Raw genomic sequence first — 24,081 nt, forward strand, 5'->3', positions numbered from 1 at the left:
TGACCTTCTATCTTTCGTTTTTTGTAAATACGCCACGTTCAACCAGGCTATCCATCAAAAAGTAAAATTTCTCTTGGTGGATATGAGTTTCTTCTGATTTGAAGATATCAACTAAACGTAGACCAAATTTATCAGTGATATTGATTTTTACACCAGTTAAGTCTTTGTTGATGATAATCTTAAGTTGGAATCCTTCTCCGCTATTTGGAACCTTTTCAAGTAGACGCGTTAATTCATAGTTCCCAACTTTAGTTTCAAAAAAAGTATTATCTTTAAGCGTAAATTTTTTAACAATTGGACTAAGTGTGTATTCGTAACGACAATTTTTAAGTTTAATCGTTTGCTCAAATGCCATTAAGTTATCCTCCGATGATATTTTTAAGAGTTTTAGCAAGAGTTATCATTTCTTGTTCCGTATTTTGAGGTGAAATGCTGACGCGTACAGACTCGTGTAAGCGAGGAGATTCTTCTCCGTAGAAGGCTTGAAGAACATGACTGACCTGAACAACACCAGCTGTACAAGCAGAACCTGTTGAAATAGAAATACCTTCAAGGTCTAAACGAAGTAGTAGTAGATCGTTGCGTTGTCCCGGAAATCCGATATTTAGGACATAAGGGAGTTGCTCTTTACCTTGATTGAGATAATAGGTTGATCCAGTCATCTCAGTTAGAAAAACTTTCTGTAGTTTTTGAACTTTATTAAAGTTAGCCTCTAGATGATCTATATCGTCCTTAAGTGCTGCAACCATACCAATAATTGCGGGAAGGTTTTCTGTCCCTGCTCTTTTTTTCTGTTCTTGATCTCCACCATGTAGGTAAGGATCAAAATCTGTAGAAGCAGCGTATAGGAAACCGATACCCTTTGGACCGTGAAATTTATGAGCAGAAGCACTGAGGAAATCTATCCCTAGTTCTTCAGGAAGAATCTCTAGCTTCCCGACAGCTTGAACAGCATCTACATGATAAGCTGCTGAATGTCCTTTTAAAATCTGACCAATTTCAGCGATTGGTAAAAGAGTACCTGTTTCATTGTTAACATACATAGTTGAAACGAGAATAGTATCTTCACGCAGTGCATTTTTGACTTGATCTGCAGTGATTTCTTGATTGTCGGGTTTTAAAATAGTCACTTCAAATCCAAAATTTTCCACCAGATATTCAATTGGTTCAAGCACAGCGTGATGCTCGATAGCAGTAGTAATAATGTGTTTTCCGCGATTTTGATGACGGAGACAGTAGCCGATAATAGCTGTATTATTACTTTCTGTACCACCAGAAGTGAAGAAAATGTGTTGGGGCTTTGTACCTAGTATACCTGCTAACTCTTGACGGGCTTCACGTAATAATTTTCCTGCTTGACGCCCATGACCATGAATGCTAGAAGGATTGCCATAAGTCTCCTGCATGACTTGAGTCATTGCTGAGATAGCTGCAGATGACATGGGTGTCGTAGCAGCATTATCTAAATAAATCAAAAACTCACCTAATTTCTATTTAAATTTAAATAGTGGACTAACTGGTTTTCTTTCATGAATACGAACCATGGCATCACCAATTAGTTCGCTTGCGGTAATATATTGTACATTCTTAGGTTTTTTACTTTCTGTCAATACAGAATCTGTAACCAAGACTTCCTTGATATTAGCTGCATCCAACAACTCTGCAGCACCGTTGACGAACAAACCATGGCTGGATACCGCGTAGATTTCAGTAGCACCATCGCGTTCCAAAATTTTAGCAGCTTCAGAGAAAGTACGGCCTGTATTAAGAATGTCATCGATTAAGATTGCTTTCTTACCTTCAACCTCTCCGATAATGTAACCTTGGCTACGTTCAGAATCATCTTGAGCATAGTCAATGATAGCAATCGGAGCATCAAGGTATTCAGCAAGGCTACGAGCACGTTTTACACCTGAGTTTTTAGGGCTGACAACAACCACATCTGGACCAGTTAAACCTTTATCAATGTAGTGTTTTGCAAATAGCGGAATTGTATAGAGGTTATCTACAGGAATATCAAAGAAACCTTGTACCTGAACAGCATGAAGGTCCAGTGTCAATACACGGCTAACCCCAGCTTTTACTAACATATTTGCAACAAGTTTAGCTGTAAGAGGTTCTCGAGAAGAAGCAATACGGTCTTGACGAGCATAACCAAAGTATGGAAGCACAACGTTAATGGTATTTGCACTAGCACGAACACAGGCGTCAACCATGATTAATAGTTCCATCAAGTGGTTATTAACAGGGTAGCTGGTTGATTGGATGATATAAACATCATATCCACGAACACTTTCTTCGATATTAACTTGGATTTCACCATCGGAGAATTGACGTGATGATAATTTTCCTAGTGGAACACCTGCTGCATCCGCAATTTTTTGAGCTATTTCATGATTGGATGAAAGTGAAAAAAGCTTCATATTTTTTGTATCTGACATTGATAAACCGTCCTCTATAAACTAAGTGAATCAGCAAAAGGAAACATTTTCTTAGCGAGAGTGTTCCATTACAGATTCTATTATTTTTTATCTCTTATATTTTATCAAAAAAAGTTGATTATTTCAGTTATTTTTCATATTTTCTATAAATCGTACTAATTTTGAAGGTGCTTTCTTGTATTGGATCTCATTTACCTGTAAAAACTCCTGAAAATCAAGACTTCCTTGGTCACCATTCTCAACTTCTAGCTCTAGTTCATAATCTACAATATCGAAGTAGCGGCTTTGGTCAAGCGCCATGAGTCCAATAGCTGTTTCCTTTTCGTAACGAACAGTAGTTAGGCAACCTAAAACCACCCAACCATTTGTTGAAAGTCCACGGCTAGTTAGTTCTTCTAGAATCATCCCCTGTGGGAGTTTACATTCGACCAGACAACTTTTAGCTGCCTCAATAGTGAGGTCTTGGTTGTATTCCATATTTCCGACTTCTTGAGGAATCTTAATAGTCAGTTCGGCGCTTGTATCGAAAGTACGAATGCGCATAGCAATTTTATGATGTCGAAGGTAAAAATCAGGCGTATCTAGGTAGTAATTTTTTTGTGTAACAGGAGTGACTTCTGAAAATTGAGCTAGCAATCGATTATATTCTTCTTCACTTAGAAGTGTTTTCATTTCTATTTCTAAATGTTTCATTTTTACAACCTTTTCTTTATATTTGAAAGCGATTTATGGTATAATAAGCATTGTATTTATTGTATATGATTTTCATGAGAAAATCAAAAACTAGATAAATTAAACTGCATAGAGAATTGGACGTAAGAGTAATATGATTACAGAATGGGAAGAATTTTTAGATCCTTACATTCAAGCTGTCGGAGAATTAAAAATAAAACTCCGAGGAATCCGAAAACAATACAGAAAACAAAACCGACATTCTCCAATCGAGTTTGTCACGGGTCGGGTTAAACCGATTGAAAGTATCAAAGAGAAAATGGCACGCCGGGGTATTGGCTATGACACACTTGAACAGGATTTGCAAGATATTGCAGGTTTACGTGTCATGGTTCAATTCGTAGACGACGTAAATGAGGTTGTTTCTATCCTTCGTAAAAGACAGGATATGAGAGTTGTTCAAGAGCGTGATTACATTACTCATCGAAAGGCTTCGGGTTATCGTTCTTATCATGTGATTATTGAGTATATGGTTGATACGATTTACGGTGCAAAAACCATTCTAGTTGAGATTCAAATTCGTACCTTGGCTATGAACTTTTGGGCTACAATCGAGCATTCTCTCAACTATAAATATCAAGGAGATTTCCCAGAGGAAATCAAGGAAAGACTTGAGATTACAGCCAGAATTTCACATCAGCTAGACGAAGAAATGAGTAAAATACGTGCTGATATCCAGGAAGCACAAGCGCTCTTTGATCCTTTGCACAGAAAATTAAATGACGGGGTAGGAAACAGTGACGATACCGATGAAGAATACAGGTAAACGAATTGACCTAATTGCCAACCGTAAGCCTCAGAGTCAGAAAGTTCTATTTGAGTTAAAAGAACGATTAAAAAAGAATAATTTTATTCTAAATGATAAAAATCCAGATATCGTCGTCTCTATTGGTGGAGATGGGATGTTGCTGTCTGCTTTTCATAAGTATGAAAACCAACTGGATAAGGTCCGTTTTGTTGGGGTTCATACAGGACATTTAGGTTTTTATACGGATTATCGTGATTTTGAGTTGGACCAATTGGTTACAAATTTACAATTGGATAATGGAGCTCAGGTTTCTTATCCACTCTTAAGTGTCAAAATATTTCTCGAAAATGGTGAAGTCAAGTCTTTCCGAGCACTAAATGAAGCTAGCATTCGTCGAGCGGATCGTACAATGGTTGCAGATGTCATTATTAACCATGTTCCCTTCGAACGCTTTCGTGGTGACGGCCTAACAGTTTCAACGCCGACTGGAAGTACTGCTTATAATAAATCACTTGGTGGAGCAGTACTGCACCCGACCATAGAGGCCCTACAATTGGCTGAAATTGCTAGCTTGAACAACCGAATCTATCGCACACTTGGTTCATCAATTATTGTTCCTAAAAAAGACAAGATTGAATTGATACCGACTCGAAATGACTATCACACAATCTCAATCGATAATAGTATTTATTCTTTCCGAAATATTGAGAAAATAGAATACCAGATTGATCATCATAAGATTCATTTTGTAGCCACGCCAAGCCACACCAGTTTTTGGAATCGTGTCAAAGATGCCTTTATTGGTGAGGTGGACGAATGAAGTTTCAGTTTATTGCCGACGAACATGTCAAGGTCAAAACCTTTTTGAAAAAACATGAAGTTTCAAAAGGGTTACTTGCCAAGATTAAGTTTCGAGGTGGTGATATTCGAGTAAACGGGCATCCGCAGAATGCAACCTATCTCTTAGATATCGGAGATGAAGTTGTCATTGATATTCCGCCAGAGGAAGGATTCGAGACACTTGAAGCAATTGATTATCCTCTAGATATTCTATTTGAAGATGATCATTTCTTGATTATCAACAAACCCTTTGGAGTCGCTTCAATCCCTAGTGTCAATCATTCCAATACCATTGCTAACTTTATCAAAGGTTACTATGTAAAACAAAACTATGAGAATCAGCAGGTTCATATTGTGACTCGGCTTGATAGAGATACCTCTGGATTGATGCTTTTTGCTAAACACGGCTATGCGCATGCCAGATTAGACAAGCAATTGCAAAAAAAGGCTATTGAAAAGCGTTATTACGCCCTAGTTAAGGGAGATGGTCATCTGGAACCTCAGGGAGAAATAATCGCTCCGATAGCCCGAGATGAAGATTCTATCATCACTCGACGAGTAGCAAAGGGTGGAAAATATGCCCATACGTCCTATCAAATCGTGGCATCTTATGGGAATATTCACTTAGTTGATATTCGTCTCCACACCGGGAGAACCCACCAGATTCGGGTTCATTTCTCGCATATTGGATTTCCATTACTAGGAGATGATCTTTATGGGGGAAGCTTAGAACATGGCATCCAACGCCAGGCTCTACATTGCCATTACTTATCGTTTTATCATCCTTTCTTAGAAGAGCAGTTAGAGCTAGAATGCCCACTGCCGGATGATTTCGACACACTTATTACACAGTTATCAAATAATAATTTATCTTAAAAGGAGTCAAAACTCATGGAAGTTTTTGAAAGTTTGAAAGCCAACCTAGTTGGTAAAAATGCACGCATCGTTCTACCTGAAGGTGAAGAACCACGTATCCTACAAGCAACGAAGCGCTTGGTTAAAGAAACAGAAGTTATCCCTGTACTCCTAGGAAACCCTGACAAAATTAAAATCTATCTCGAAATCGAAGGAATTACAGAGGGTTACGAAGTCATCGATCCAGAACATTACCCACAATTTGAAGATATGGTAGCTTCACTTGTTGAACGTCGTAAAGGAAAAATGACAGAAGAAGAAGCGAGACAAGTACTCATCAACGATGTTAACTACTTTGGTGTTATGTTAGTTTATATGGGCTTAGTTGATGGTATGGTTTCAGGAGCTATTCACTCTACAGCTTCAACAGTTCGTCCAGCTCTTCAAATCATTAAGACTCGTCCGAATGTGAGCCGTACATCAGGTGCCTTTCTTATGGTTCGTGGCACTGAACGTTACTTGTTTGGTGACTGTGCTATCAACATCAACCCAGATGCTGACGCCCTAGCTGAAATCGCGATTAACTCTGCTATCACTGCTAAAATGTTTGGAATCGAACCTAAGATTGCTATGCTTAGCTATTCAACTAAGGGGTCAGGTTTTGGCGAAAGTGTTGATAAGGTAGTGGAAGCTACTAAAATTGCTCACGACTTGCGTCCTGACCTAGAAATTGATGGTGAATTGCAATTTGATGCTGCCTTTGTTCCTGAAACTGCAGCTCTTAAAGCTCCTGGAAGCAACGTAGCTGGACAAGCTAATGTTTTCATCTTCCCTGGTATTGAAGCAGGTAACATTGGTTACAAGATGGCAGAACGTCTAGGTGGATTTGCTGCAGTTGGACCAGTTTTGCAAGGTCTTAACAAGCCAGTAAATGACCTTTCTCGCGGATGTAACTCTGACGATGTTTACAAACTAACTCTAATTACAGCAGCACAAGCTGTTCATCAATAAGAATAAAATCCCTCTTTCTCTCTTGGTAAAGGGGGATTTCCCTTTTTTAAAGACATAATTCATCTGCAAAAATAGCCAAAATATGGTAAAATAGTCAGTAATCATCTATGTTTTATAGAATAAGTTTGTATGAAGAAAAGGAAATAAAATGGCAACTATTCAATGGTTTCCTGGGCATATGTCCAAAGCAAGACGTCAGGTCCAGGAAAATTTAAAATTTGTTGATTTTGTGACAGTTTTAGTAGATGCACGTTTGCCCTTGTCTAGCCAAAATCCAATGCTGACTAAAATTATCGGGGACAAACCAAGGCTATTGATTCTAAACAAGGCAGACCTTGCAGACCCAGCATTAACAAAAGAGTGGCGTCAGCACTTTGAATCACAAGGTATTCAGACACTTGCTATCAACTCTAAGGAACAAATAACAGTAAAAGTCGTAACGGATGCTGCCAAGAAACTCATGGCAGATAAGATTGCTCGTCAAAAAGAACGTGGAATTCAAATTGAGACCTTGCGTACCATGATTATCGGGATTCCAAACGCTGGTAAATCGACTCTGATGAACCGTTTAGCTGGTAAGAAAATTGCTGTAGTTGGTAATAAACCAGGTGTGACAAAAGGTCAACAATGGCTTAAAACCAATAAGGATTTAGAAATTTTGGATACTCCAGGGATTCTTTGGCCAAAATTTGAAGATGAAACTGTTGCACTTAAACTTGCCCTTACGGGAGCAATCAAGGATCAGTTACTTCCAATGGATGAGGTAACGATTTTCGGTCTCAATTACTTTAAAACGCATTATCCTGAAAAGCTTCAAGAACGTTTCAAACAAATGAATCTGGACGATGAGGCTCCCGAGATTATCATGGATATGACGCGTATCCTTGGTTTCCGTGATGATTACGACCGTTTTTACAATCTCTTTGTTAAAGAAGTTCGTGATGGAAAACTGGGTAATTATACATTAGATACATTGGAAGACCTCAATGGCAACGATTAAAGAAATAAAAGAAGAATTAGCAAAGATAACTGAACTTGAAAGTCCCTTTTTTAAGGAATTTGAAAAAGATTCTCGTTCAGGTGTCAAAAAGGAAATTGAAAAGCGTAAAAAGGCCATCCAAGCAGAAATGGATGAAAATCTTCGCTTAGAAGCCATGCTTAGCTATGAAAAAGAGCTTTACATTCAAGGGATTAACCTAATTGCAGGTGTAGATGAGGTTGGACGTGGTCCGCTAGCTGGTCCAGTGGTGGCTGCTGCAGTGATTTTACCTCAAAATTGTAAAATTAAAGGTTTAAATGACAGCAAAAAAATTCCTAAGAAAAAACACGAGGAGATTTTTCAGGCTGTCAAAGAGAATGCCCTAGCAATCGGTATCGGGATTATGGACAATCATGTCATTGACCAAGTTAATATCTATGAAGCGACGAAACTAGCCATGAATGAAGCTATCTCTCAACTTGAACCTCAGCCAGAACATCTTTTGATTGATGCTATGAAGTTGGATTTGCCGATTTCTCAGACATCCATCATCAAAGGGGATGCCAACTCCTTATCTATTGCAGCAGCATCGATTATAGCTAAAGTTACCAGAGATAAGATCATGGCTAACTATGACGAAGAATTTCCAGGCTATGATTTTGCTCAAAATGCTGGCTATGGAACTGCTAAGCATATAGAAGGAATTGAAAAGCACGGTGTCACACCTATTCATCGCACCAGTTTTGAACCGATTAAAACGACCATCTCAGAAACTAGTAAAAGATAATTAAAGGAGAGAATTATGGAGGAACAATCGGAAATACTTAGTTCCAAGAAAGAATTTGCTTTCGCGTCCAGTACGATCTTAGCTCAAGTTGGGCGAGGTATTATTGTCGGATTAGTCGTAGGAATTATTGTAGGATCATTTCGATTTTTGATCGAAAAAGGCTTTCATATCGTTCAAGGATTTTATCATGACCAAGAGAATCTGATACGGAATCTATTGATTATTTTATTGTTTTATATCCTCATTTGCTTACTTAGTGCCAAATTAACACGTTCAGAAAAAGATATCAAAGGTTCTGGTATTCCTCAAGTTGAAGCGGAGTTAAAAGGTCTCATGTCTCTCAACTGGTGGAGTATCCTTTGGAAGAAATACATTCTAGGCATTTTAGCAATTGCTAGTGGACTCATGTTAGGGCGTGAAGGTCCCAGTATTCAGCTAGGTGCCGCTGGAGGAAAAGGAATTGCCAAATGGCTCAAGTCTAGCCCTGTTGAGGAGCGTTCTTTGATTGCTAGCGGAGCTGCGGCTGGTCTTGCTGCAGCCTTTAATGCACCGATTGCGGGGTTATTATTTGTAGTAGAAGAAGTGTATCACCATTTTTCACGATTCTTCTGGGTTTCTACCTTGGCTGCTAGTCTAGTAGCAAACTTTGTTTCCCTTCTCATCTTTGGCTTAACACCTGTGCTTGATATGCCTGATAATATTCCTCAAATGAGTTTGAGTCAATATTGGATTTATCTGGTGATGGGGATATTACTTGGAGTTTCTGGATATCTATATGAGAAAGCCGTTCTGAATATCGGAAAAGTATATGATTGGATTGGTCAAAAGATTCATCTGGATAAGGCCTATTATCCTATTCTAGCCTTTCTTCTTATCATTCCAGTAGGAATCTTCCTACCACAAATACTTGGTGGCGGAAATCAAGTTGTTTTATCCTTAACAGAACAAGATTTTAGCTTCCAAATTCTCTTAATTTACTTTATCATTCGCTTTATTTGGAGCATGATTAGTTACGGAAGTGGACTACCAGGTGGTATTTTCTTACCAATTTTAGCTTTAGGATCTTTACTTGGTGCTCTAGTAGGCGTTATTTGTGTCAATCTTGGCCTTGTTAGCCAGCAGCAATTTCCTATCTTTGTAATTCTTGGAATGAGTGGGTATTTTGGTGCTATCTCAAAAGCACCTTTGACAGCTATGATTCTTGTGACTGAGATGGTCGGTGATATCCGAAATCTCATGCCTTTAGGGATGGTTACTCTAGTTGCTTATATTGTTATGGATCTGCTCAAAGGGGCGCCCGTCTATGAAGCCATGCTAGAAAAAATGTTACCTGAATCAGCAACTGATGATGGAGAAATTACCCTAATTGAAATTCCAGTATCAGACAAAATAGCTGGTAAGCAAGTACATGAACTCAATTTACCACACAACGTACTCATCACAACCCAAGTACATAATGGTAAAAGTAAGACAGTTAATGGATCTACAAGGATGTATCTAGGTGATATGATTCATCTCGTGATTCCAAAAAGTGAAATTGGAAAAGTGAAAGATTTATTACTATAAAAACATAATTTAAGTTATGTATATTTAGAAACAAAAAGAATAGAGGATATATTTATTACATAATTTAATTTATGCTTAAAATGTAACTCTTAGACTGTTTTTTATAACCAAAGGGAGATGCTATGAGTAGAAATAAAGCTCTTTCAGTTTATTTACTTGGGACTTTTAGTCAATTATTATTAGTTTGTTTAGTTGTATTTTTCTGCAATCATTATGGGGTTCATTCTGTTCTAGTAAATATTTTCGGAGTAATGATCGGTGGAATCTCTACAGCCTTATGGGGTAGCATTGCTGCTATTTGCTATTATGAGATTGATTTAAAGAAAATAATAAAAGATTTTTTTAACATTCAGACCAGTTACAAACATTATTTATTAGCATTTTTTCTTATTATTCTTGATTTCTCTTTTCTATTTTTTTGGGGGAAAATCGTACAATTTATCTGGTATCTTCCTTTTCTGATGTTTTTCAAGTTTATTGTATTTGGCGGTTTGGAGGAAATTGGTTGGAGATATGTATTTCAGCCACTTTTACAAGAAAAGTTCCACTATTTTCAAGCGACAATTTTAACATTTATCATATGGTCAATTTGGCATTTATTGTTCTTTTATATAGATGGTTCTCTAGCCATCCTTCAAATAGTACCTTTCTTATTTGGGTTGCTGACAAATTCGTTTATTCTTTCAGCTCTTTATTTTAAAACAAAAAATCTCTGGATTTGTGTGATGACACATTCAATGATTAATGTATTTTCTCAATTGACTACGAGTGACGACCATTACGGAATGTATCTAATCAGAATTATTGTTATTGTTGCATCGTGTTATCTAGTAATGTCTAGCAAAGTTAAGTATAAAACATATTAAATAGTATTTAGAATAATTTTGAACATTTAATAGAGAGTTAAAAATCCAAATCACTTTATTGATTTGGATTTTATTGATTTTAGAGAAAATTATAAGGTTATGTAAAAGTTATTTAAACATTGGTAGAAAAACTAAGAGTTAATGTCATTTGAACAATTTTTAGTTTTCGCTTAAATAAAGTACATAATTGAGTATAATTGGCTTAAAAAAAATTTTTGGTTATATTCAATACAGAGAGTATGGGTTTCTTATTTGAACATTCCTAAATCTCCCCTATAACATCTTTCCGAAAAACTATAATTTTCTTGAAAAAAATATCTAGCTATGCTATACTACTAGTATAGAAAGATTTGGAGAAAAACATGAAACGCGAGATCTTATTAGAACGTATCGATAAACTCAAACAAGTCATGCCCTGGTATGTTCTAGAATACTATCAATCGAAACTGGCTGTTCCATACAGTTTTACGACCTTATACGAATACTTAAAGGAATATGATCGATTTTTCACCTGGGTCTTGGAATCTGGTATATCGGATGCTGACACCATGGCCAATATTCCCTTAGACGTTCTGGAGCACATGACCAAGAAAGACATGGAATCTTTTATTCTTTACTTACGTGAACGTCCACTGCTCAATGCCAATACGACGAAAAACGGGGTTTCTCAAACAACCATTAACCGTACTTTATCTGCACTGTCTAGTCTTTATAAGTATTTGACCGAGGAAGTTGAAAATGAGCAAGGGGAACCTTATTTCTACCGTAATGTCATGAAGAAGGTTGCTACCAAGAAAAAGAAAGAAACTTTAGCTGCTCGAGCTGAAAATATCAAGCAAAAACTCTTTTTAGGGGATGAAACAGAAGGTTTTCTTAACTATATTGACCGGGAATACCCTCAAACACTCTCAAATCGTGCTTTATCATCCTTTAACAAGAATAAAGAGCGAGATATAGCTATTATTGCACTGCTTCTTGCATCTGGTGTCCGTCTCTCTGAAGCCGTTAACCTTGATCTTCGAGATCTTAACCTTAAAATGATGGTGATTGACGTCACTCGAAAAGGTGGAAAACGAGACTCGGTCAATGTTGCTGCCTTTGCTAAGCCTTATCTGGAGCAATATCTTGCTATTCGAGACAAACGTTATAAGACAGAAAAAACCGATACAGCCCTCTTCTTAACCTTGTATCGAGGTGTTCCAAATCGTATCGATGCTTCTAGTGTTGAAAAAATGGTCGCCAAGTATTCGGAAGACTTCAAAGTTCGGGTAACTCCCCACAAACTGCGCCATACTCTTGCAACCCGTCTCTATGATGCAACTAAGTCGCAGGTTTTGGTAAGTCATCAACTAGGACATGCTAGCACACAAGTTACCGACTTGTATACGCATATCGTTAATGACGAACAGAAAAATGCCTTGGATAGTTTATAAGATACATAACATAAATTATGTAATGTTTTTAGTGTTAGAAAAAGAGCGTAGGATTTTTTATCGAATCTTACGCTCTTTTATTCTTTCTATAAAAATTCGATCCAATAATTACGATGTGGCTCAATAATAACTGGTTTTCCCCAAAATGATTTTAGATAGGCCAAGTTTGCAGGGGTGACCGGTCTTTTTTCATCATTGAATTTCTCTGCACTCTCTTCCGTTAGAAAGCATTTAACAGCTTCATATGGTGTACCATCGCTCGCTATTCAATCAATTCCTAAATAAGCAATTTCATCACCGGCTTTTGGAATATCTGTAAATAGTTTACCAATAAAATAAACTGTCTTATCTTTCATTAATTCATAAGCCTTACTATTTTCCAGTCTGTTATTCGCTGCAGCGTACATAATACAAAAACTGTCCACAATATCTTTCAAAGGCATTAATTCTTCTTTGCTGACTATAATTTCGTCAGAAGCAAGTCCACCAATGATTAAGCTTTTATAATGAAGTTGCTGGATGATATTATCTAAAGCCATTCCTAATGGTAGTTGGACACCCTGATAGCCTAATGGTTCTAGCTCTTGTTTTTTCTGGTCAAGGTGTTCTTGTGTAATACTGATATTCAAATCATATGGAGTTGAAGGTTGTTGCTTGCTAAAAAAAGCCACTACTATACGATCTAACTGTTCAAATAGACCAAGTTTTTCCATTGGAATTTTCATCATCGAATATGATCCCCTTTTTTGTTCAGATTTCCTCTTTATTCTACTCTCATTATTTTTGAATATCAAGTCTAAGATAAAAGATATCCATTTAACATGGATATCTTTTACTTTATTCAACAACAGCTTCAGCAATTTCTTCTGCAGTAATTCCTGCGAAGTAACGGCCTAAGTTAATAGTTTGAAGTGCTTTAAAAACATCTTCACGTTCGTATTTAATGCCACGAAGGACATCTTCTACTGCTGCTACGTCTTCGATACCAAAGAAGTCACCGTAAATCTTGATATCTTGAATTTTTGACTCAATAACATTAGCAAAGATTTCAACCTTACCGCTTGGGAATTTAGTTCCACGACGGACGTTATACTCTGGTGATTTACCATAGTTCCAGTCCCAAGTTCCAAACTTAGTTTCTTTAATACGATTGATTTCAGCCAATTCTTCATCTGAGAATACATACTCAGTCATCTCAGGGTATTCTTTTTTCATGTATTCCAAGAGTAAATCACGGAATTCTTCAACAGTGATCTTTTCTGGCAACTCATCGATAATATTCGTTACTCGAGCACGAACTGATTTAACACCTTTAGACTCAAATTTGTCCTTAGATACTTTAAGTGCGTTAGCTAGGACAGACAAATCCACGTCAAAGAGAAGACAACCATGGTGCATGATACGGCCATTGATATAGGCTTGTGCATTTCCACAGAATTTCTTACCGTCTATTTCTAAGTCGTTACGGCCTGTAAATTCAGCTTTAACACCAAGTTCAGCCAAAGTATTGATAACTGGAGTAGAGAAGCTCTTGAAGTCAAAGGCCTTGTTTTCATCTTCTTTTGAAATGATGGTATAGTTAAGGTTGTTCAAATCATGGTAAACAGCTCCACCACCACTGATTCGACGGACTACTTCAATACCGTTTTCGCGTACATAGTCACGGTTAATTTCTTCGATGGTATTTTGGTGACGTCCTACAATAATAGATGGTTTGTTAATCCAAAGAAGGAAGATTTGATCCTCGTCCAAAAGGTGTTTAAAAGCATATTCCTCTAAAGCGATATTAAAAGCAGTGTCGTTTGAATGATTGATAATGTATTTCATAAGATACCTTCTAATACGATAGAGACTGGAAGATAATTCCAGTCTAGTCTATCTATTTTTATTTTTTCTTAGGTGAATGGATAGCCATTCCAAGAACATCAGCAAATGCTTCGTACATAACTTCAGAGTATGTTGGATGTCCGTGGATTGTCTTAAGCATTTCTTCAACAGTGATTTCCATTTCGATGATGCTTGACGCTTCGTTGATCAACTCTGCAGCAGCAGGACCAATGATATGGACTCCAAGGATTTCGCCATATTTCTTGTCTGCAATGACTTTAACAAATCCTTGAGCTGCATCAGATGCAATTGCACGTCCGTTTGCAGCAAAGTTGAATTTACCGATTTGGACATCATATTTCTCACGAGCTTGTTCTTCAGTCAAACCAACTGCTGCTACTTCTGGAAGTGTGTAAATAGCTGCAGGAGTCAAGTTCAATTTAGCAACATGGTGATTTCCTTTAAGGGCATTTTCAGCAGCTACTTCACCCATACGGAAGGCAGCGTGAGCCAACATCTTAGTACCGTTGATATCACCTGGCGCATAGATACCTGGAACAGATGTTTCCATGTATTCATTGACCTTGATACGACCACGGTCTAACTCAAACTCAACTTTTCCGATTCCTTCAAGGTCTGGAACACGACCGATTGAAAGAAGTGCTTTATTTGCGATGATATCATCTTTTCCTTCAACCTTGATACGGAGTTTACCATCTTCTTCAATAATTTCTTGAAGTTTAGTACCTGTCAAGATAGTCATACCTTTACGCTCAAGAATCAAACGGAGGTTCTTAGATACTTCTGCGTCCATTGCTGGGACAATGCGATCCATCATTTCGATAACAGTAACTTTTGAACCAAATGTCATGAAGGCTTGTCCGAGTTCGATACCGACAACTCCACCACCAATGATCACAAGGCTTTCTGGTACTTCATTCATTTCAAGGATATCGTCACTAGTCATCACAAGTGATGATTCCATTCCAGGAACGTTAATCTTGCTTACTTTTGAACCACCAGCAAGGATGATTTTCTTAGTTTCAAGCAATTCAGAACCATTTACCAAGACATTCTTATCTTTAGTAATAGTACCGATACCCTTATGAACATCAACTCCATAGCTACGAAGAAGTCCTGCAACACCACATACAAGGGTATTGACAACTTTAGATTTAGTTTCTAAAAGTTTTTCCATATCAACAGTGAAGTTAGGATTTTCAATCACGATACCACGATTTGCTGCATGACCGATATTCTCGATAATTTCGGCGTTGTGAAGGTAAGTCTTAGTTGGGATACATCCACGGTTCAAGCAAGTTCCACCAAGTTCAGATTTCTCAACAAGAGCAACCTTACCACCTAATTGAGCTGCTTTAATAGCAGAAACATAACCAGCAGGTCCACCACCAATAACAACGATATCATAAGCATCATCGCTCTTACCATCATCGTTCGAAGCACTTGCTGCAGGTGCTGGGCTAGCTTCTGGTGCAGCTGCTCCAGCTGTTGGGATATTTTCCCCTTCTTCACCAAGATAACCGATAACTTCAGTAACAGGAACAGTCTCGCCGTCACCTTTCAGGATAGCGATCAAGTAACCGTCTTCTTCTGCTTCCAATTCCATGCTGACTTTGTCAGTCATGATTTCCAAAAGGATTTCTCCTTCTTTTACAAATTCTCCGACTTTTTTATTCCATTGGACGATTTGTCCTTCTGTCATATCCACGCCGGCTTTTGGCATAATTACTTCTAAGGCCATATCTTACTTCCTTTATCTATATTTCTAAAAATAAATTCTCTAAACCAACATTGAGATTGGGTTTTCAATTAAAGCTTTCAAGTCTTTCATAAACTTAGCACCAGCCATACCATCTACGACACGGTGGTCAATTGTTAAACCAAGACTCATAATTGGACGAATCACGATTTCACCATTTACTACTACAGGTTTCTCAATTGTCGAGCTAACTCCAAGGATTGCTGAGTTCGGTTGGTTAATGATTGGACCGAATGATTGAACACCAAACATTCCCAAGTTGCTGATGGTGAAGGTTGAATTTTGCAATTCGCTAGGAGCTAGTTTACCATCCAAAGTACGTCCGATAACATCTTTGAAGGCAACTACCAACTCAGACAAACTCATTTTTTCAGCATTATAAACAACTGGCGTCATCAAACCATTATCCATTCCAACTGCCATCGCAAGGTTGACATAGTTGTGAGTGATAATTGTCTTACCATCTTCAGTTAATGACGCATTGATGTATGGGTGTTTCATAAGAGTCTTAACAACCGCAAGTGAAAGCAAGTCTGTAACGGTAATTTTCTTACCAGTTGCTTCCATAATTGGATCAAGGACTTTCTTACGAAGGGCAAGCAATTCAGACATATCGACATCATAGTTAAGCGTGAAGGTTGGTGCAGTCAAGTAAGATTCAACCATACGTTGAGCAATAACCTTACGCATTGGTGTCATTGGAATACGCTCGATTTCCCCATAAGGAGTTACGTTATCTGGAACTTCTTCCACTTTTTCGATCTGAGAAGGTGACTTAATCGTATCGTTTTCAATATTTTCCGGAAGGAAAGCTAAAACATCCTTCTTCATAATCTTGCCACGATGACCAGTTCCTTGGATTTCCTGCCATGCAATGTTATGTTCAAGGGCAATTCGTTTTGCAAGTGGTGAAATGCGAACCACATTAGTGTCTTTAAATGTTTCCACGTCTTCTTTGTGGACACGACCGTTTGCGCCTGAGCCAGAAATATCGTAGAGATTAATTCCTAAATCATCCGCTAATTTTCTAGCTGCAGGAGTCGCTCTTAGCTTATCATCAGCCATGACCTCTCCTATTCTATTTATGATGCAAAGGGCGTTTAAAAGCGACCGAAAAATAGGAAATCAACGCAGACTTCGATGAAGTCAAGGAGATTTATCTTTTTTCCGAGCTTTTAGCCCGTGCTCTAATCTAAGATATTAAGGACGTAGAGAACTTTGCATCTATCGATACAAAGCTTCTCGTCTGATTAATTTGTCTACATAATTTATTTTATGTATTATTGTTTGTTGTGAGTTTTACGGATTGCATCTTTGATGCTTTCAACCGTTGGAATCATTGCATTTTCAAGATTTTGTGCATAAGGCATCGGTACATCTTCCCCTGCACAGCGACGGATTGGTGCATCCAAGTAGTCAAATGCTTCAGATTCAGAAATAATAGCTGAAATTTCACCGATAAATCCACTTGTCTTATGAGCATCATTGACTAGAACTACTTTTCCTGTTTTCTTGACAGAGTTAATGATGATTTCTTCATCAAGCGGAACCAAGGTACGTGGGTCTACTACTTCTACTGAGATCCCTTCTTCAGCCAATTCTTCAGCTGCTTGCATTACACGACGAAGCATTTTACCGTATGTTACTACAGTTACATCAGTTCCTTCGCGTTTGATTTCTCCGACACCAAGTGGGATAGTATAGTCTGGATCAACAGGAACTTCACCTTTTTGGTTAAATTCTGATTTGTATTCAAGAATGATAACAGGGTTGTTGTCACGGATAGAAGACTTAAGAAGCCCCTTCATATCAGCTGGTGTACCTGGAGCTACAACCTTCAATCCTGGGATATGAGTGAACCAAGATTCCAATGATTGTGAGTGTTGTGCTGCAGAACCTACTCCGTTACCAGCGGCACAGCGGATTGTAATTGGTACTTGACCTTTACCACCAAACATGTAACGAGTTTTAGCTGCTTGGTTGACGATATTATCCATGGCAATAACAGAAAAGTCCATGAAGGTCATGTCGACGATTGGACGAAGTCCAGTCATAGCAGCACCAGCAGCTGCTCCAGAAATAGCTGCTTCGGAAATCGGACAGTCACGAACACGTTCTGGTCCAAATTCTTCAAGCATACCTACAGATGTACCAAAGTCTCCACCAAAGACACCGACATCTTCACCCATCAAGAGTACATTTTCGTCGCGACGCATTTCCTCAGACATTGCAAGGATAATGGTATCGCGGAAAGACATTAATTTTGTTTCCATATTTCTCTACTTCTCCTTAGTCTGCGTAAATATCTTCAAAAGCTGATTCTAGTGGAGGGAATGGACTTTCTTCTGCAAACTTAACAGATGCTTCCACTGCTTCCTTGACCTGAGCCTGAATTTCTTCGAGTTCTTCTGCACTAGCAATTTTATTCTCAACAAGGTACTTGCGAAGGTTTTCGATTGGATCTTTTTCCTTCCACTCATCGACTTCTTCACGTGTACGATATTTACCAGGGTCTGATGATGAGTGTCCAAGCCAACGGTAAGTTACACTTTCGATTAAGACAGGACCTTTACCAGAACGAACATGGTCAACTGCTTTCTTAAATCCTTCGTAGACATCGATAACATTATTACCGTCTTCGATAAACATTCCAGGAATACCGTAAGCAGCACTACGCTCATGGATATGTTTGACATTTGTCATTTTCTTAATATCTGCAGAAATTCCATAACCGTTATTGATACAGTAGAAAATTACTGGAAGATTCCAAATTGAAGCCATATTAACAGCTTCGTGGAATACACCTTCGTTGGTCGCTCCATCACCAAAGAAGCAGACAACGATTTTACCACTGTTTTTCATTTGTTGAGTAAGGGCTGCACCTACTGCGATTCCCATACCACCACCTACGATACCGTTAGCACCAAGGTTCCCTGCATCAAGGTCGGCGATGTGCATTGATCCACCTTTACCTTTACAAGTTCCAGTATACTTACCAAGGATTTCAGCCATCATACCATTAAGGTCGATTCCTTTAGCAATGGCTTGTCCGTGACCACGGTGGTTCGATGTTATGAGGTCGTCTTCGTTTAGAGCTAACATAGCCCCAACGTTTGCAGCTTCCTCACCAACAGAAAAGTGCGTCATACCTGGCACTTTCCCTTTTTTTACTAATTGAGCAATTTTTAAATCCATACGACGAATTTCTTCCATCTTACGGAACATCTCAAGCAAAAGATTTTTATCTAAAGTTGACATAATCTTGCCTTTCTAAGTTTAATTTCTTATAGTTCTATTCTAACTTATAGGTTAACTATAGTCAAAGATTATGCTTGATATTTTTTCACAATATAAAAAAAGAAAAGTCAATGAAATCAAGACTTTTCTTTATGTAAAATGGCTATTTCACAAACTGATTTCCATGGATATTTTCAACAAATTATTTGAATCTTTTCATAATAACTTGTAAACGCCACTGATAGAGTAATCCGCTGACAACTAGACTTACGATAAGACCTATCCAATATGAATAAGCATCGAGATTTGTTGAATAATCTAGAAACAAACCAAGAGGTATAGCAACTCCCCAGTATCCAAGGAGACCAAGGTAGAAAGGTATGACAGTATCTTTGTAGCCTCGTAAAATCCCTTGTAATGGTGCCGCAAATGTATCAGCTAACTGGAAAAATAAGCTATAGGTCATAAAACTAGCAGTTAGTTGAATGAACTCTTGATCATGACCATAGAGACTGGCAACATTTTCTCTAAAAACATACAGAAAAGAAAGTGTTAAAATTGCGAATGCCATAGCTGATAGTCGTCCAATTTTTATGTATTTTTTAGCATCCTCTAGACGTTTAGCACCAACTTCGTAAGAAACAACAATAGCCATTGCTGTTGAAATACTCATAGGAAAAGCGTACATGAGAGATGAAAAGTTCATGGCAGACTGATGACTAGCTATTATCAATGATGAAAACTTCGCCATAATCAAGCCGACAGCTGAAAAAATAGCAACTTCTGCAAATACAGTTCCACCAATAGGTAACCCCAGTTTTATCGCTTCTTTTATTTTATTCCTGTCTAAAGGTAGTCGGTTTTCTAAATTTAGTTCTTTTAATTTTTCTTGTTTAAGAAGTACTAGTATAGATATACCCAACAAGGCCCAATAAGCCATAGAGGTCCCAAGTCCCGCTCCAGCTCCTCCCAACTCAGGAAAACCAAAGGCACCATAAATCAATAAATAGTTAAAACCACTATTTAGAGGGAGTAATAAAAGCATCAAATACATGGACAACCTTGTCAATCCAAGTGCATCCAGTAATGAACGGATAACACTAAAGAGTAAGAGAGGAATAATCCCTATTGCTAAAAACCATAGATAACGAACTGCTATATTTGCTACCGCCGCTTCTAATCCCATATTATTTAGAACTAGAGGAGCAACCAGAAAAACTAAAACAAATAGAAAAATGGATAAGCCAAGCGAAAGATAAAGAAACTGATAGAAATCAGAAGCCACTTCTTCTTTTTTCCCACGTCCTAAATGATGTCCAACTATAGGGACTAAGGCAGAAACAATACCTGTTAAAAAAGTAAAGAAAGGATTCCACAAGCTAGTAGCCATTGATACACCAGCTAAATCAATCGTATTATACTGGCCGGTCATGGTTGTATCGACAAAGGAAGCCGAATAATTTGCGAATTGATAAACCAAAATAGGGAAGAAAATCTTAAGAAATAAAATGAACTTGTCTTTAAAATGATCGGTTTGATACATACAGACTCTCTCTAAATTTAAATTTTATAGAGCAGTATTTCATCTAGTATTTATAGACAATCTGTCCATTACAAATAGTGTATTTTACCTGCCCTTTTAAAGTTTCACCGATAAATGGTGAATTAGCTGCTTTAGAAGCAAAATGTGTGTCTACAATTCGGTCAGCTTTATCATCGAAAATGGTAATATCAGCTGGACCATTTTCAGCCAAATAACCTGCTTCAAAATGATACAATTTAGCTGGGTTTACTGTCATTTTTTCTAATAATTCCATCAAGCTTAGCTCACCAGCTTCGACTAAGTAAGTTAAACCAAGTGACAATGAAGTTTCCAGTCCTGTCATACCTGATGGAGCTTTGGTGATATCCTCGACATTCTTTTCGTCTACATGGTGAGGCGCGTGATCTGTCGCAATTACTGAAATGACACCTGACTTGAGTCCTTCAATAACTGCACGGCGGTCAGACTCCAAGCGAAGTGGTGGATTCATCTTAGCGTTACTTCCCTTAGTCAAGAGAAGCGCTTCAGTCTTAGAGAAATGTTGCGGTGCTACTTCTGCAGTTACGTTTGCTCCCAAACCTTGAGCGAACTCCACAACCTTAACACTTTCTTCCTTGGATAAGTGTTGGATATGAACATGGGCTTTTGTTGCATAGGCGATCATGACATCACGTGCAATCATTGCATACTCTGCAACCCCTGTAGCACCACAAATATGGAAGTGTTCTTTAGCAATATTTTCATTAAAACCTAGCGTACCATTCAGACCAGGATCTTCCTCGTGTAAGCTGATAAATGTGTTGAGTTTTTTAGCCTCTTCCATAGCTTCCTTGACCACTTTACTGCTTTCAAGAGGAATACCATCATCTGAAAAACCAACGGCTCCAGCTTCTAAAAGCGCCTTAAAGTCAGTCAAGTCTTGGCCATTAAAGTTCTTGGTAATCGTTGCTACAGACTTAACATTAATTTTTTCCTTTGCCGCAGATTGAAGAACTTCCTGCAAAGTCTCAACATCTGAGATGGTTGGATTGGTATTAGCCATCATAACTACAGTTGTAAATCCACCAGCAGCAGCTGCAAGGGCTCCTGTATGGATATCTTCCTTGTGAGTTTGACCAGGTTCACGGAAATGAACATGGATATCCACCAAACCGGGTGCAACTACAAGACCAGTTGCATCAAGCACCTCTGCTCCTTCTTCCTTAATTTCAGACGCAATTTTGACAATTTTACCGTCTTCAACCAAGACATCACAAACCTGATCCAAACCAGACTTAGGATCCATTACTCGACCATTTTTAATTAGTAACATCTGCTTTCTCCTTTATTCGTAGAAATCCACTTGGGTATCCAATAACTTATCACCATCATAAACAAACTTTGCTGAAAAGAATGGTTTATCATCTAAAAGCCACTCTACGAAGGTGTGGTCTCCTTCCCAGGTTGGTTTGCTCAAAACCTCATCATAAGGAACCCATTCTAAAGTCCCTTCATTACAGTCAATTAAATCACCTTCGAACTCAGTTACTTTAAATACATAGGTGTACCAGTCTAAATCTGGTGTAAATTCTGGAAAGGTGATTACACCTTTAAGAACTGGCTTAGCCTTCAATCCTGTTTCTTCTAAAATCTCGCGGGCCGCACATTCTTGTGGAGTTTCTCCACGCTCTAACTTTCCACCTACACCGATCCATTTTCCTTCATGGACATCATTAGGCTTTTTATTGCGATGAAGCATGAGCAGTTCTTTTCCATTATCAATGTAGCAAATCGTCGCTAACTGGGGCATATTCTCTCCTTATCTAAGCCAATCAATCGGCTCTTGTCCTGTCTCTGTTAAGAATGTATTGGCCTTGGAAAAAGGCTTGGAACCCCAAAATCCTCTGTAAACGGAAAGAGGACTCGGGTGAGCTGATTCAATAATCAGATGTTGAGGATTTGTTACCAATACCTTCTTCTTACGTGCATAAGCACCCCAGAGAACAAATACTACTGGTCTATCAAGATTATTAACAACCTTAATTACAGCATCTGTAAAAGGCTCCCATATCTGCCCAGCATGACCATTTGCCTTCCCAGCAGGAACGGTCAAGCAAGCATTGAGAAGTAAAACTCCCTGCTCAGCCCAAGCTGTCAAATCATGGGATGCTTTAACTCCAATGTCAGCAGCAAGTTCTTTTAAAATATTTTGCAAAGAAGGAGGTGCTGGGATATTATCTGGAACAGAAAAACTCAAACCTTGAGCCTGACCAGGACCATGATAAGGATCCTGACCAAGAATCACCACTTTAACCTCTTCAAGAGGAGTTGTCAAAAGAGCCTGAAAAACTTTTTCCTTGGCCGGATAGACAGTTTCTTGTGCATAAACGTGTTCCATAAAGTGATTGATTTCCCCAAAATAACCTTCAGGTAATTGCTCCTTAATCAAGGCGTGCCAAGATGAGTGTTGCATAGCTTTCTCTCCTTTACCGTATCCATCGAAAAGCACGTCTTAATTCATCCGTACCATTTTTAAAAAAGCATAAACCATGTGCAAGTATGATCTTATCAGGTTTCCAGTTTAACATACGGGAAAAGGAAGTCTTTGCTTCCCTTTCTCTTCCTATGAAAGTCATCCGATAATCAATAGGAGTTTGACCATCAGGGGATGTTACACGAGCTAAACGATAGAATCTTCTGCGGATTGGACTAGCTATCTTTTCCGGTTCAAAGTTCTCTATGAGGTCTGTTACAATCAGTGTTTTAGTTGATTTATGAAAAAATACCACCTCTTCAATGACTGAACTTCCCTTAAAAATGAGTTGATCAATCTCATCAGACCATAAGTCAGGAGCCTTATCTGTTAAGGGAACATCAAATACAACCTTGACTTTCTGACTTTTCGCTCTCTCTTCTACTCCTGGACTAGACCATGCCTGCGCATGAGGATATCTTTGTTTCCAATCTGCAATATAGGAGTAGTGAATTTTATTTGGTGAAATCAGGTAAGCGACTTTGCCCAAAGCGTCCAGTTCAGTAAAAAGTTTCTCATTTGGAGCAATAGGAGAATGAATCCAAAGTTTGTCATCATTTAACTTAATCACCGTCATACGTGTCTGAAAAGGAAGTTTGAAGACCTTCATATCCATTTGTATCAAATCACCATCTACTATCCAGATATTTTGATCAACTTCCTTTAGTAAATACAATGGTTCATAAAGAGAAAGAGCTGGCCTAGACATCATTTACTACTCCTTCGTTAATACTGCCTCTATTATAGCAAAAAGTGGCTATGGAAACCACTTTTTACAGTATCTATAAACATGTTGATAAATTTTATAAAGATTCAAGACTACAGCAAGTCCTCCATTTTGAAAGATAGCTAACTATTTCAAAAAACTATCATGATCTCTTTCAAATTTTTTCCTTGCAGGACTTTTCAAATACCTTGTAAATC

At 38.1% G+C, this 24,081-nt stretch carries 23 protein-coding genes and 1 pseudogene; 9 read left to right on the plus strand and 15 right to left on the minus strand.

Annotated features, from left to right (window positions below; all coding sequences use genetic code 11):
* Window positions 1-7: 7 nt before the first annotated feature.
* The 4 genes from HMPREF9423_RS06400 to HMPREF9423_RS06415 form a co-directional block, all read right to left on the minus strand.
* Window positions 8-355 carry a DUF1831 domain-containing protein gene (locus HMPREF9423_RS06400; RefSeq protein ID WP_006148520.1) on the minus strand — a complete coding sequence of 116 codons (348 nt, stop codon included), beginning with the start codon at window positions 353-355 and terminating at the stop codon, window positions 8-10.
* Between the two features lie 4 nt (window positions 356-359).
* The gene (locus tag HMPREF9423_RS06405; protein ID WP_006148521.1) at window positions 360-1,475 is read right to left on the minus strand and encodes a cysteine desulfurase family protein; all 1,116 of its coding nucleotides are present in this window, start codon (window positions 1,473-1,475) and stop codon (window positions 360-362) included.
* Between the two features lie 15 nt (window positions 1,476-1,490).
* Window positions 1,491-2,441 carry a ribose-phosphate diphosphokinase gene (locus tag HMPREF9423_RS06410; protein WP_006148522.1) on the minus strand — a complete coding sequence of 317 codons (951 nt, stop codon included), beginning with the start codon at window positions 2,439-2,441 and terminating at the stop codon, window positions 1,491-1,493.
* A gap of 123 nt (window positions 2,442-2,564) precedes the next feature.
* Window positions 2,565-3,134, minus strand: coding sequence for a CYTH domain-containing protein (locus tag HMPREF9423_RS06415; RefSeq protein WP_006148523.1), 570 nt, complete (start codon window positions 3,132-3,134; stop codon window positions 2,565-2,567).
* A gap of 133 nt (window positions 3,135-3,267) precedes the next feature.
* On the opposite strand from HMPREF9423_RS06415, the gene yjbM reads away from it, so the two are divergent.
* The 9 genes from yjbM to xerS all read left to right on the plus strand — a co-directional run bounded on the left by yjbM (window position 3,268) and on the right by xerS (window position 12,258).
* The gene (yjbM, locus tag HMPREF9423_RS06420; RefSeq protein WP_004252944.1) at window positions 3,268-3,939 is read left to right on the plus strand and encodes a GTP diphosphokinase; all 672 of its coding nucleotides are present in this window, start codon (window positions 3,268-3,270) and stop codon (window positions 3,937-3,939) included.
* Window positions 3,923-4,741: an NAD kinase gene (locus HMPREF9423_RS06425; RefSeq protein ID WP_004252947.1), complete on the plus strand. Its 819-nt coding sequence runs from the start codon at window positions 3,923-3,925 to the stop codon at window positions 4,739-4,741. The genes yjbM and HMPREF9423_RS06425 overlap by 17 nt, the downstream gene beginning before the upstream one ends.
* Window positions 4,738-5,637: an RluA family pseudouridine synthase gene (locus tag HMPREF9423_RS06430; protein ID WP_006148524.1), complete on the plus strand. Its 900-nt coding sequence runs from the start codon at window positions 4,738-4,740 to the stop codon at window positions 5,635-5,637. Before HMPREF9423_RS06425 ends, HMPREF9423_RS06430 begins: the two co-directional genes overlap by 4 nt.
* 15 nt (window positions 5,638-5,652) lie before the next feature.
* A complete protein-coding gene (gene pta / locus HMPREF9423_RS06435; RefSeq protein ID WP_006148525.1) occupies window positions 5,653-6,627 on the plus strand; it encodes a phosphate acetyltransferase in 975 nt (324 codons plus the stop codon).
* Between the two features lie 148 nt (window positions 6,628-6,775).
* Window positions 6,776-7,627, plus strand: a complete 852-nt coding sequence (gene ylqF / locus HMPREF9423_RS06440; RefSeq protein ID WP_006148526.1) for a ribosome biogenesis GTPase YlqF — start codon at window positions 6,776-6,778, stop codon at window positions 7,625-7,627.
* Window positions 7,614-8,393 (plus strand): ribonuclease HII, encoded by a 780-nt coding sequence (locus tag HMPREF9423_RS06445; RefSeq protein WP_006148527.1) that lies wholly within the window; start codon window positions 7,614-7,616, stop codon window positions 8,391-8,393. Before ylqF ends, HMPREF9423_RS06445 begins: the two co-directional genes overlap by 14 nt.
* 15 nt (window positions 8,394-8,408) lie before the next feature.
* The gene (locus HMPREF9423_RS06450; protein ID WP_006148528.1) at window positions 8,409-9,959 is read left to right on the plus strand and encodes a ClC family H(+)/Cl(-) exchange transporter; all 1,551 of its coding nucleotides are present in this window, start codon (window positions 8,409-8,411) and stop codon (window positions 9,957-9,959) included.
* 122 nt (window positions 9,960-10,081) lie between these two features.
* Entirely contained in the window at window positions 10,082-10,825 is a 744-nt protein-coding gene (locus tag HMPREF9423_RS06455) for a CPBP family intramembrane glutamic endopeptidase (RefSeq protein ID WP_006148529.1), read from the plus strand.
* Between the two features lie 362 nt (window positions 10,826-11,187).
* The gene (gene xerS / locus HMPREF9423_RS06460) at window positions 11,188-12,258 is read left to right on the plus strand and encodes a tyrosine recombinase XerS (RefSeq protein ID WP_006148530.1); all 1,071 of its coding nucleotides are present in this window, start codon (window positions 11,188-11,190) and stop codon (window positions 12,256-12,258) included.
* 86 nt (window positions 12,259-12,344) lie between these two features.
* Here the strand turns inward: xerS and HMPREF9423_RS06465 are convergent.
* The 11 genes and pseudogenes from HMPREF9423_RS06465 to HMPREF9423_RS06515 form a co-directional block, all read right to left on the minus strand.
* Window positions 12,345-12,986: pseudogene (locus HMPREF9423_RS06465) on the minus strand (hypothetical protein).
* 109 nt (window positions 12,987-13,095) lie between these two features.
* Window positions 13,096-14,085 carry a lipoate--protein ligase gene (locus HMPREF9423_RS06470; RefSeq protein ID WP_006148532.1) on the minus strand — a complete coding sequence of 330 codons (990 nt, stop codon included), beginning with the start codon at window positions 14,083-14,085 and terminating at the stop codon, window positions 13,096-13,098.
* A 58-nt stretch (window positions 14,086-14,143) separates the two neighbouring features.
* Entirely contained in the window at window positions 14,144-15,847 is a 1,704-nt protein-coding gene (gene lpdA / locus HMPREF9423_RS06475; RefSeq protein WP_006148533.1) for a dihydrolipoyl dehydrogenase, read from the minus strand.
* 39 nt (window positions 15,848-15,886) lie between these two features.
* Entirely contained in the window at window positions 15,887-16,930 is a 1,044-nt protein-coding gene (locus HMPREF9423_RS06480) for a dihydrolipoamide acetyltransferase (protein ID WP_006148534.1), read from the minus strand.
* Window positions 16,931-17,145: 215 nt separating this feature from the next.
* The gene (locus HMPREF9423_RS06485) at window positions 17,146-18,138 is read right to left on the minus strand and encodes an alpha-ketoacid dehydrogenase subunit beta (protein WP_006148535.1); all 993 of its coding nucleotides are present in this window, start codon (window positions 18,136-18,138) and stop codon (window positions 17,146-17,148) included.
* A gap of 16 nt (window positions 18,139-18,154) precedes the next feature.
* Entirely contained in the window at window positions 18,155-19,123 is a 969-nt protein-coding gene (locus tag HMPREF9423_RS06490; protein WP_006148536.1) for a thiamine pyrophosphate-dependent dehydrogenase E1 component subunit alpha, read from the minus strand.
* Between the two features lie 181 nt (window positions 19,124-19,304).
* On the minus strand, window positions 19,305-20,645 hold the full coding sequence (locus HMPREF9423_RS06495; protein WP_006148538.1) for an MATE family efflux transporter: 1,341 nt from the start codon (window positions 20,643-20,645) through the stop codon (window positions 19,305-19,307).
* 43 nt (window positions 20,646-20,688) lie between these two features.
* Entirely contained in the window at window positions 20,689-21,957 is a 1,269-nt protein-coding gene (locus HMPREF9423_RS06500) for a dihydroorotase (protein ID WP_006148539.1), read from the minus strand.
* Window positions 21,958-21,969: 12 nt separating this feature from the next.
* Complete coding sequence (locus HMPREF9423_RS06505) at window positions 21,970-22,434, minus strand: NUDIX hydrolase (protein ID WP_006148540.1); 465 nt, start codon at window positions 22,432-22,434, stop codon at window positions 21,970-21,972.
* Between the two features lie 9 nt (window positions 22,435-22,443).
* Window positions 22,444-23,097 (minus strand): uracil-DNA glycosylase, encoded by a 654-nt coding sequence (locus HMPREF9423_RS06510; protein ID WP_006155850.1) that lies wholly within the window; start codon window positions 23,095-23,097, stop codon window positions 22,444-22,446.
* A gap of 13 nt (window positions 23,098-23,110) precedes the next feature.
* Window positions 23,111-23,866 carry a DUF4336 domain-containing protein gene (locus HMPREF9423_RS06515; protein ID WP_025170183.1) on the minus strand — a complete coding sequence of 252 codons (756 nt, stop codon included), beginning with the start codon at window positions 23,864-23,866 and terminating at the stop codon, window positions 23,111-23,113.
* Between the last annotated feature and the right edge of the window lie 215 nt (window positions 23,867-24,081).

It is taken from the genome of Streptococcus infantis ATCC 700779, assembly GCF_000187465.1.
Taxonomy (GTDB): Bacteria; Bacillota; Bacilli; order Lactobacillales; family Streptococcaceae; genus Streptococcus; species Streptococcus infantis.

Coding starts and splice junctions, on each gene's coding strand:
- HMPREF9423_RS06400 (WP_006148520.1), bottom strand. CDS start 355: ATGGCATTTGAGCAAACGATTAAACTTAAAAATTGTCGTTACGAATAC.
- HMPREF9423_RS06410 (WP_006148522.1), bottom strand. CDS start 2,441: ATGTCAGATACAAAAAATATGAAGCTTTTTTCACTTTCATCCAATCAT.
- HMPREF9423_RS06415 (WP_006148523.1), bottom strand. CDS start 3,134: ATGAAACATTTAGAAATAGAAATGAAAACACTTCTAAGTGAAGAAGAA.
- yjbM (WP_004252944.1), top strand. CDS start 3,268: ATGATTACAGAATGGGAAGAATTTTTAGATCCTTACATTCAAGCTGTC.
- HMPREF9423_RS06425 (WP_004252947.1), top strand. CDS start 3,923: ATGAAGAATACAGGTAAACGAATTGACCTAATTGCCAACCGTAAGCCT.
- HMPREF9423_RS06430 (WP_006148524.1), top strand. CDS start 4,738: ATGAAGTTTCAGTTTATTGCCGACGAACATGTCAAGGTCAAAACCTTT.
- pta (WP_006148525.1), top strand. CDS start 5,653: ATGGAAGTTTTTGAAAGTTTGAAAGCCAACCTAGTTGGTAAAAATGCA.
- ylqF (WP_006148526.1), top strand. CDS start 6,776: ATGGCAACTATTCAATGGTTTCCTGGGCATATGTCCAAAGCAAGACGT.
- HMPREF9423_RS06445 (WP_006148527.1), top strand. CDS start 7,614: ATGGCAACGATTAAAGAAATAAAAGAAGAATTAGCAAAGATAACTGAA.
- HMPREF9423_RS06450 (WP_006148528.1), top strand. CDS start 8,409: ATGGAGGAACAATCGGAAATACTTAGTTCCAAGAAAGAATTTGCTTTC.
- HMPREF9423_RS06455 (WP_006148529.1), top strand. CDS start 10,082: ATGAGTAGAAATAAAGCTCTTTCAGTTTATTTACTTGGGACTTTTAGT.
- xerS (WP_006148530.1), top strand. CDS start 11,188: ATGAAACGCGAGATCTTATTAGAACGTATCGATAAACTCAAACAAGTC.
- HMPREF9423_RS06470 (WP_006148532.1), bottom strand. CDS start 14,085: ATGAAATACATTATCAATCATTCAAACGACACTGCTTTTAATATCGCT.
- lpdA (WP_006148533.1), bottom strand. CDS start 15,847: ATGGCCTTAGAAGTAATTATGCCAAAAGCCGGCGTGGATATGACAGAA.
- HMPREF9423_RS06480 (WP_006148534.1), bottom strand. CDS start 16,930: ATGGCTGATGATAAGCTAAGAGCGACTCCTGCAGCTAGAAAATTAGCG.
- HMPREF9423_RS06485 (WP_006148535.1), bottom strand. CDS start 18,138: ATGGAAACAAAATTAATGTCTTTCCGCGATACCATTATCCTTGCAATG.
- HMPREF9423_RS06490 (WP_006148536.1), bottom strand. CDS start 19,123: ATGTCAACTTTAGATAAAAATCTTTTGCTTGAGATGTTCCGTAAGATG.
- HMPREF9423_RS06495 (WP_006148538.1), bottom strand. CDS start 20,645: ATGTATCAAACCGATCATTTTAAAGACAAGTTCATTTTATTTCTTAAG.
- HMPREF9423_RS06500 (WP_006148539.1), bottom strand. CDS start 21,957: ATGTTACTAATTAAAAATGGTCGAGTAATGGATCCTAAGTCTGGTTTG.
- HMPREF9423_RS06505 (WP_006148540.1), bottom strand. CDS start 22,434: ATGCCCCAGTTAGCGACGATTTGCTACATTGATAATGGAAAAGAACTG.
- HMPREF9423_RS06510 (WP_006155850.1), bottom strand. CDS start 23,097: ATGCAACACTCATCTTGGCACGCCTTGATTAAGGAGCAATTACCTGAA.
- HMPREF9423_RS06515 (WP_025170183.1), bottom strand. CDS start 23,866: ATGTCTAGGCCAGCTCTTTCTCTTTATGAACCATTGTATTTACTAAAG.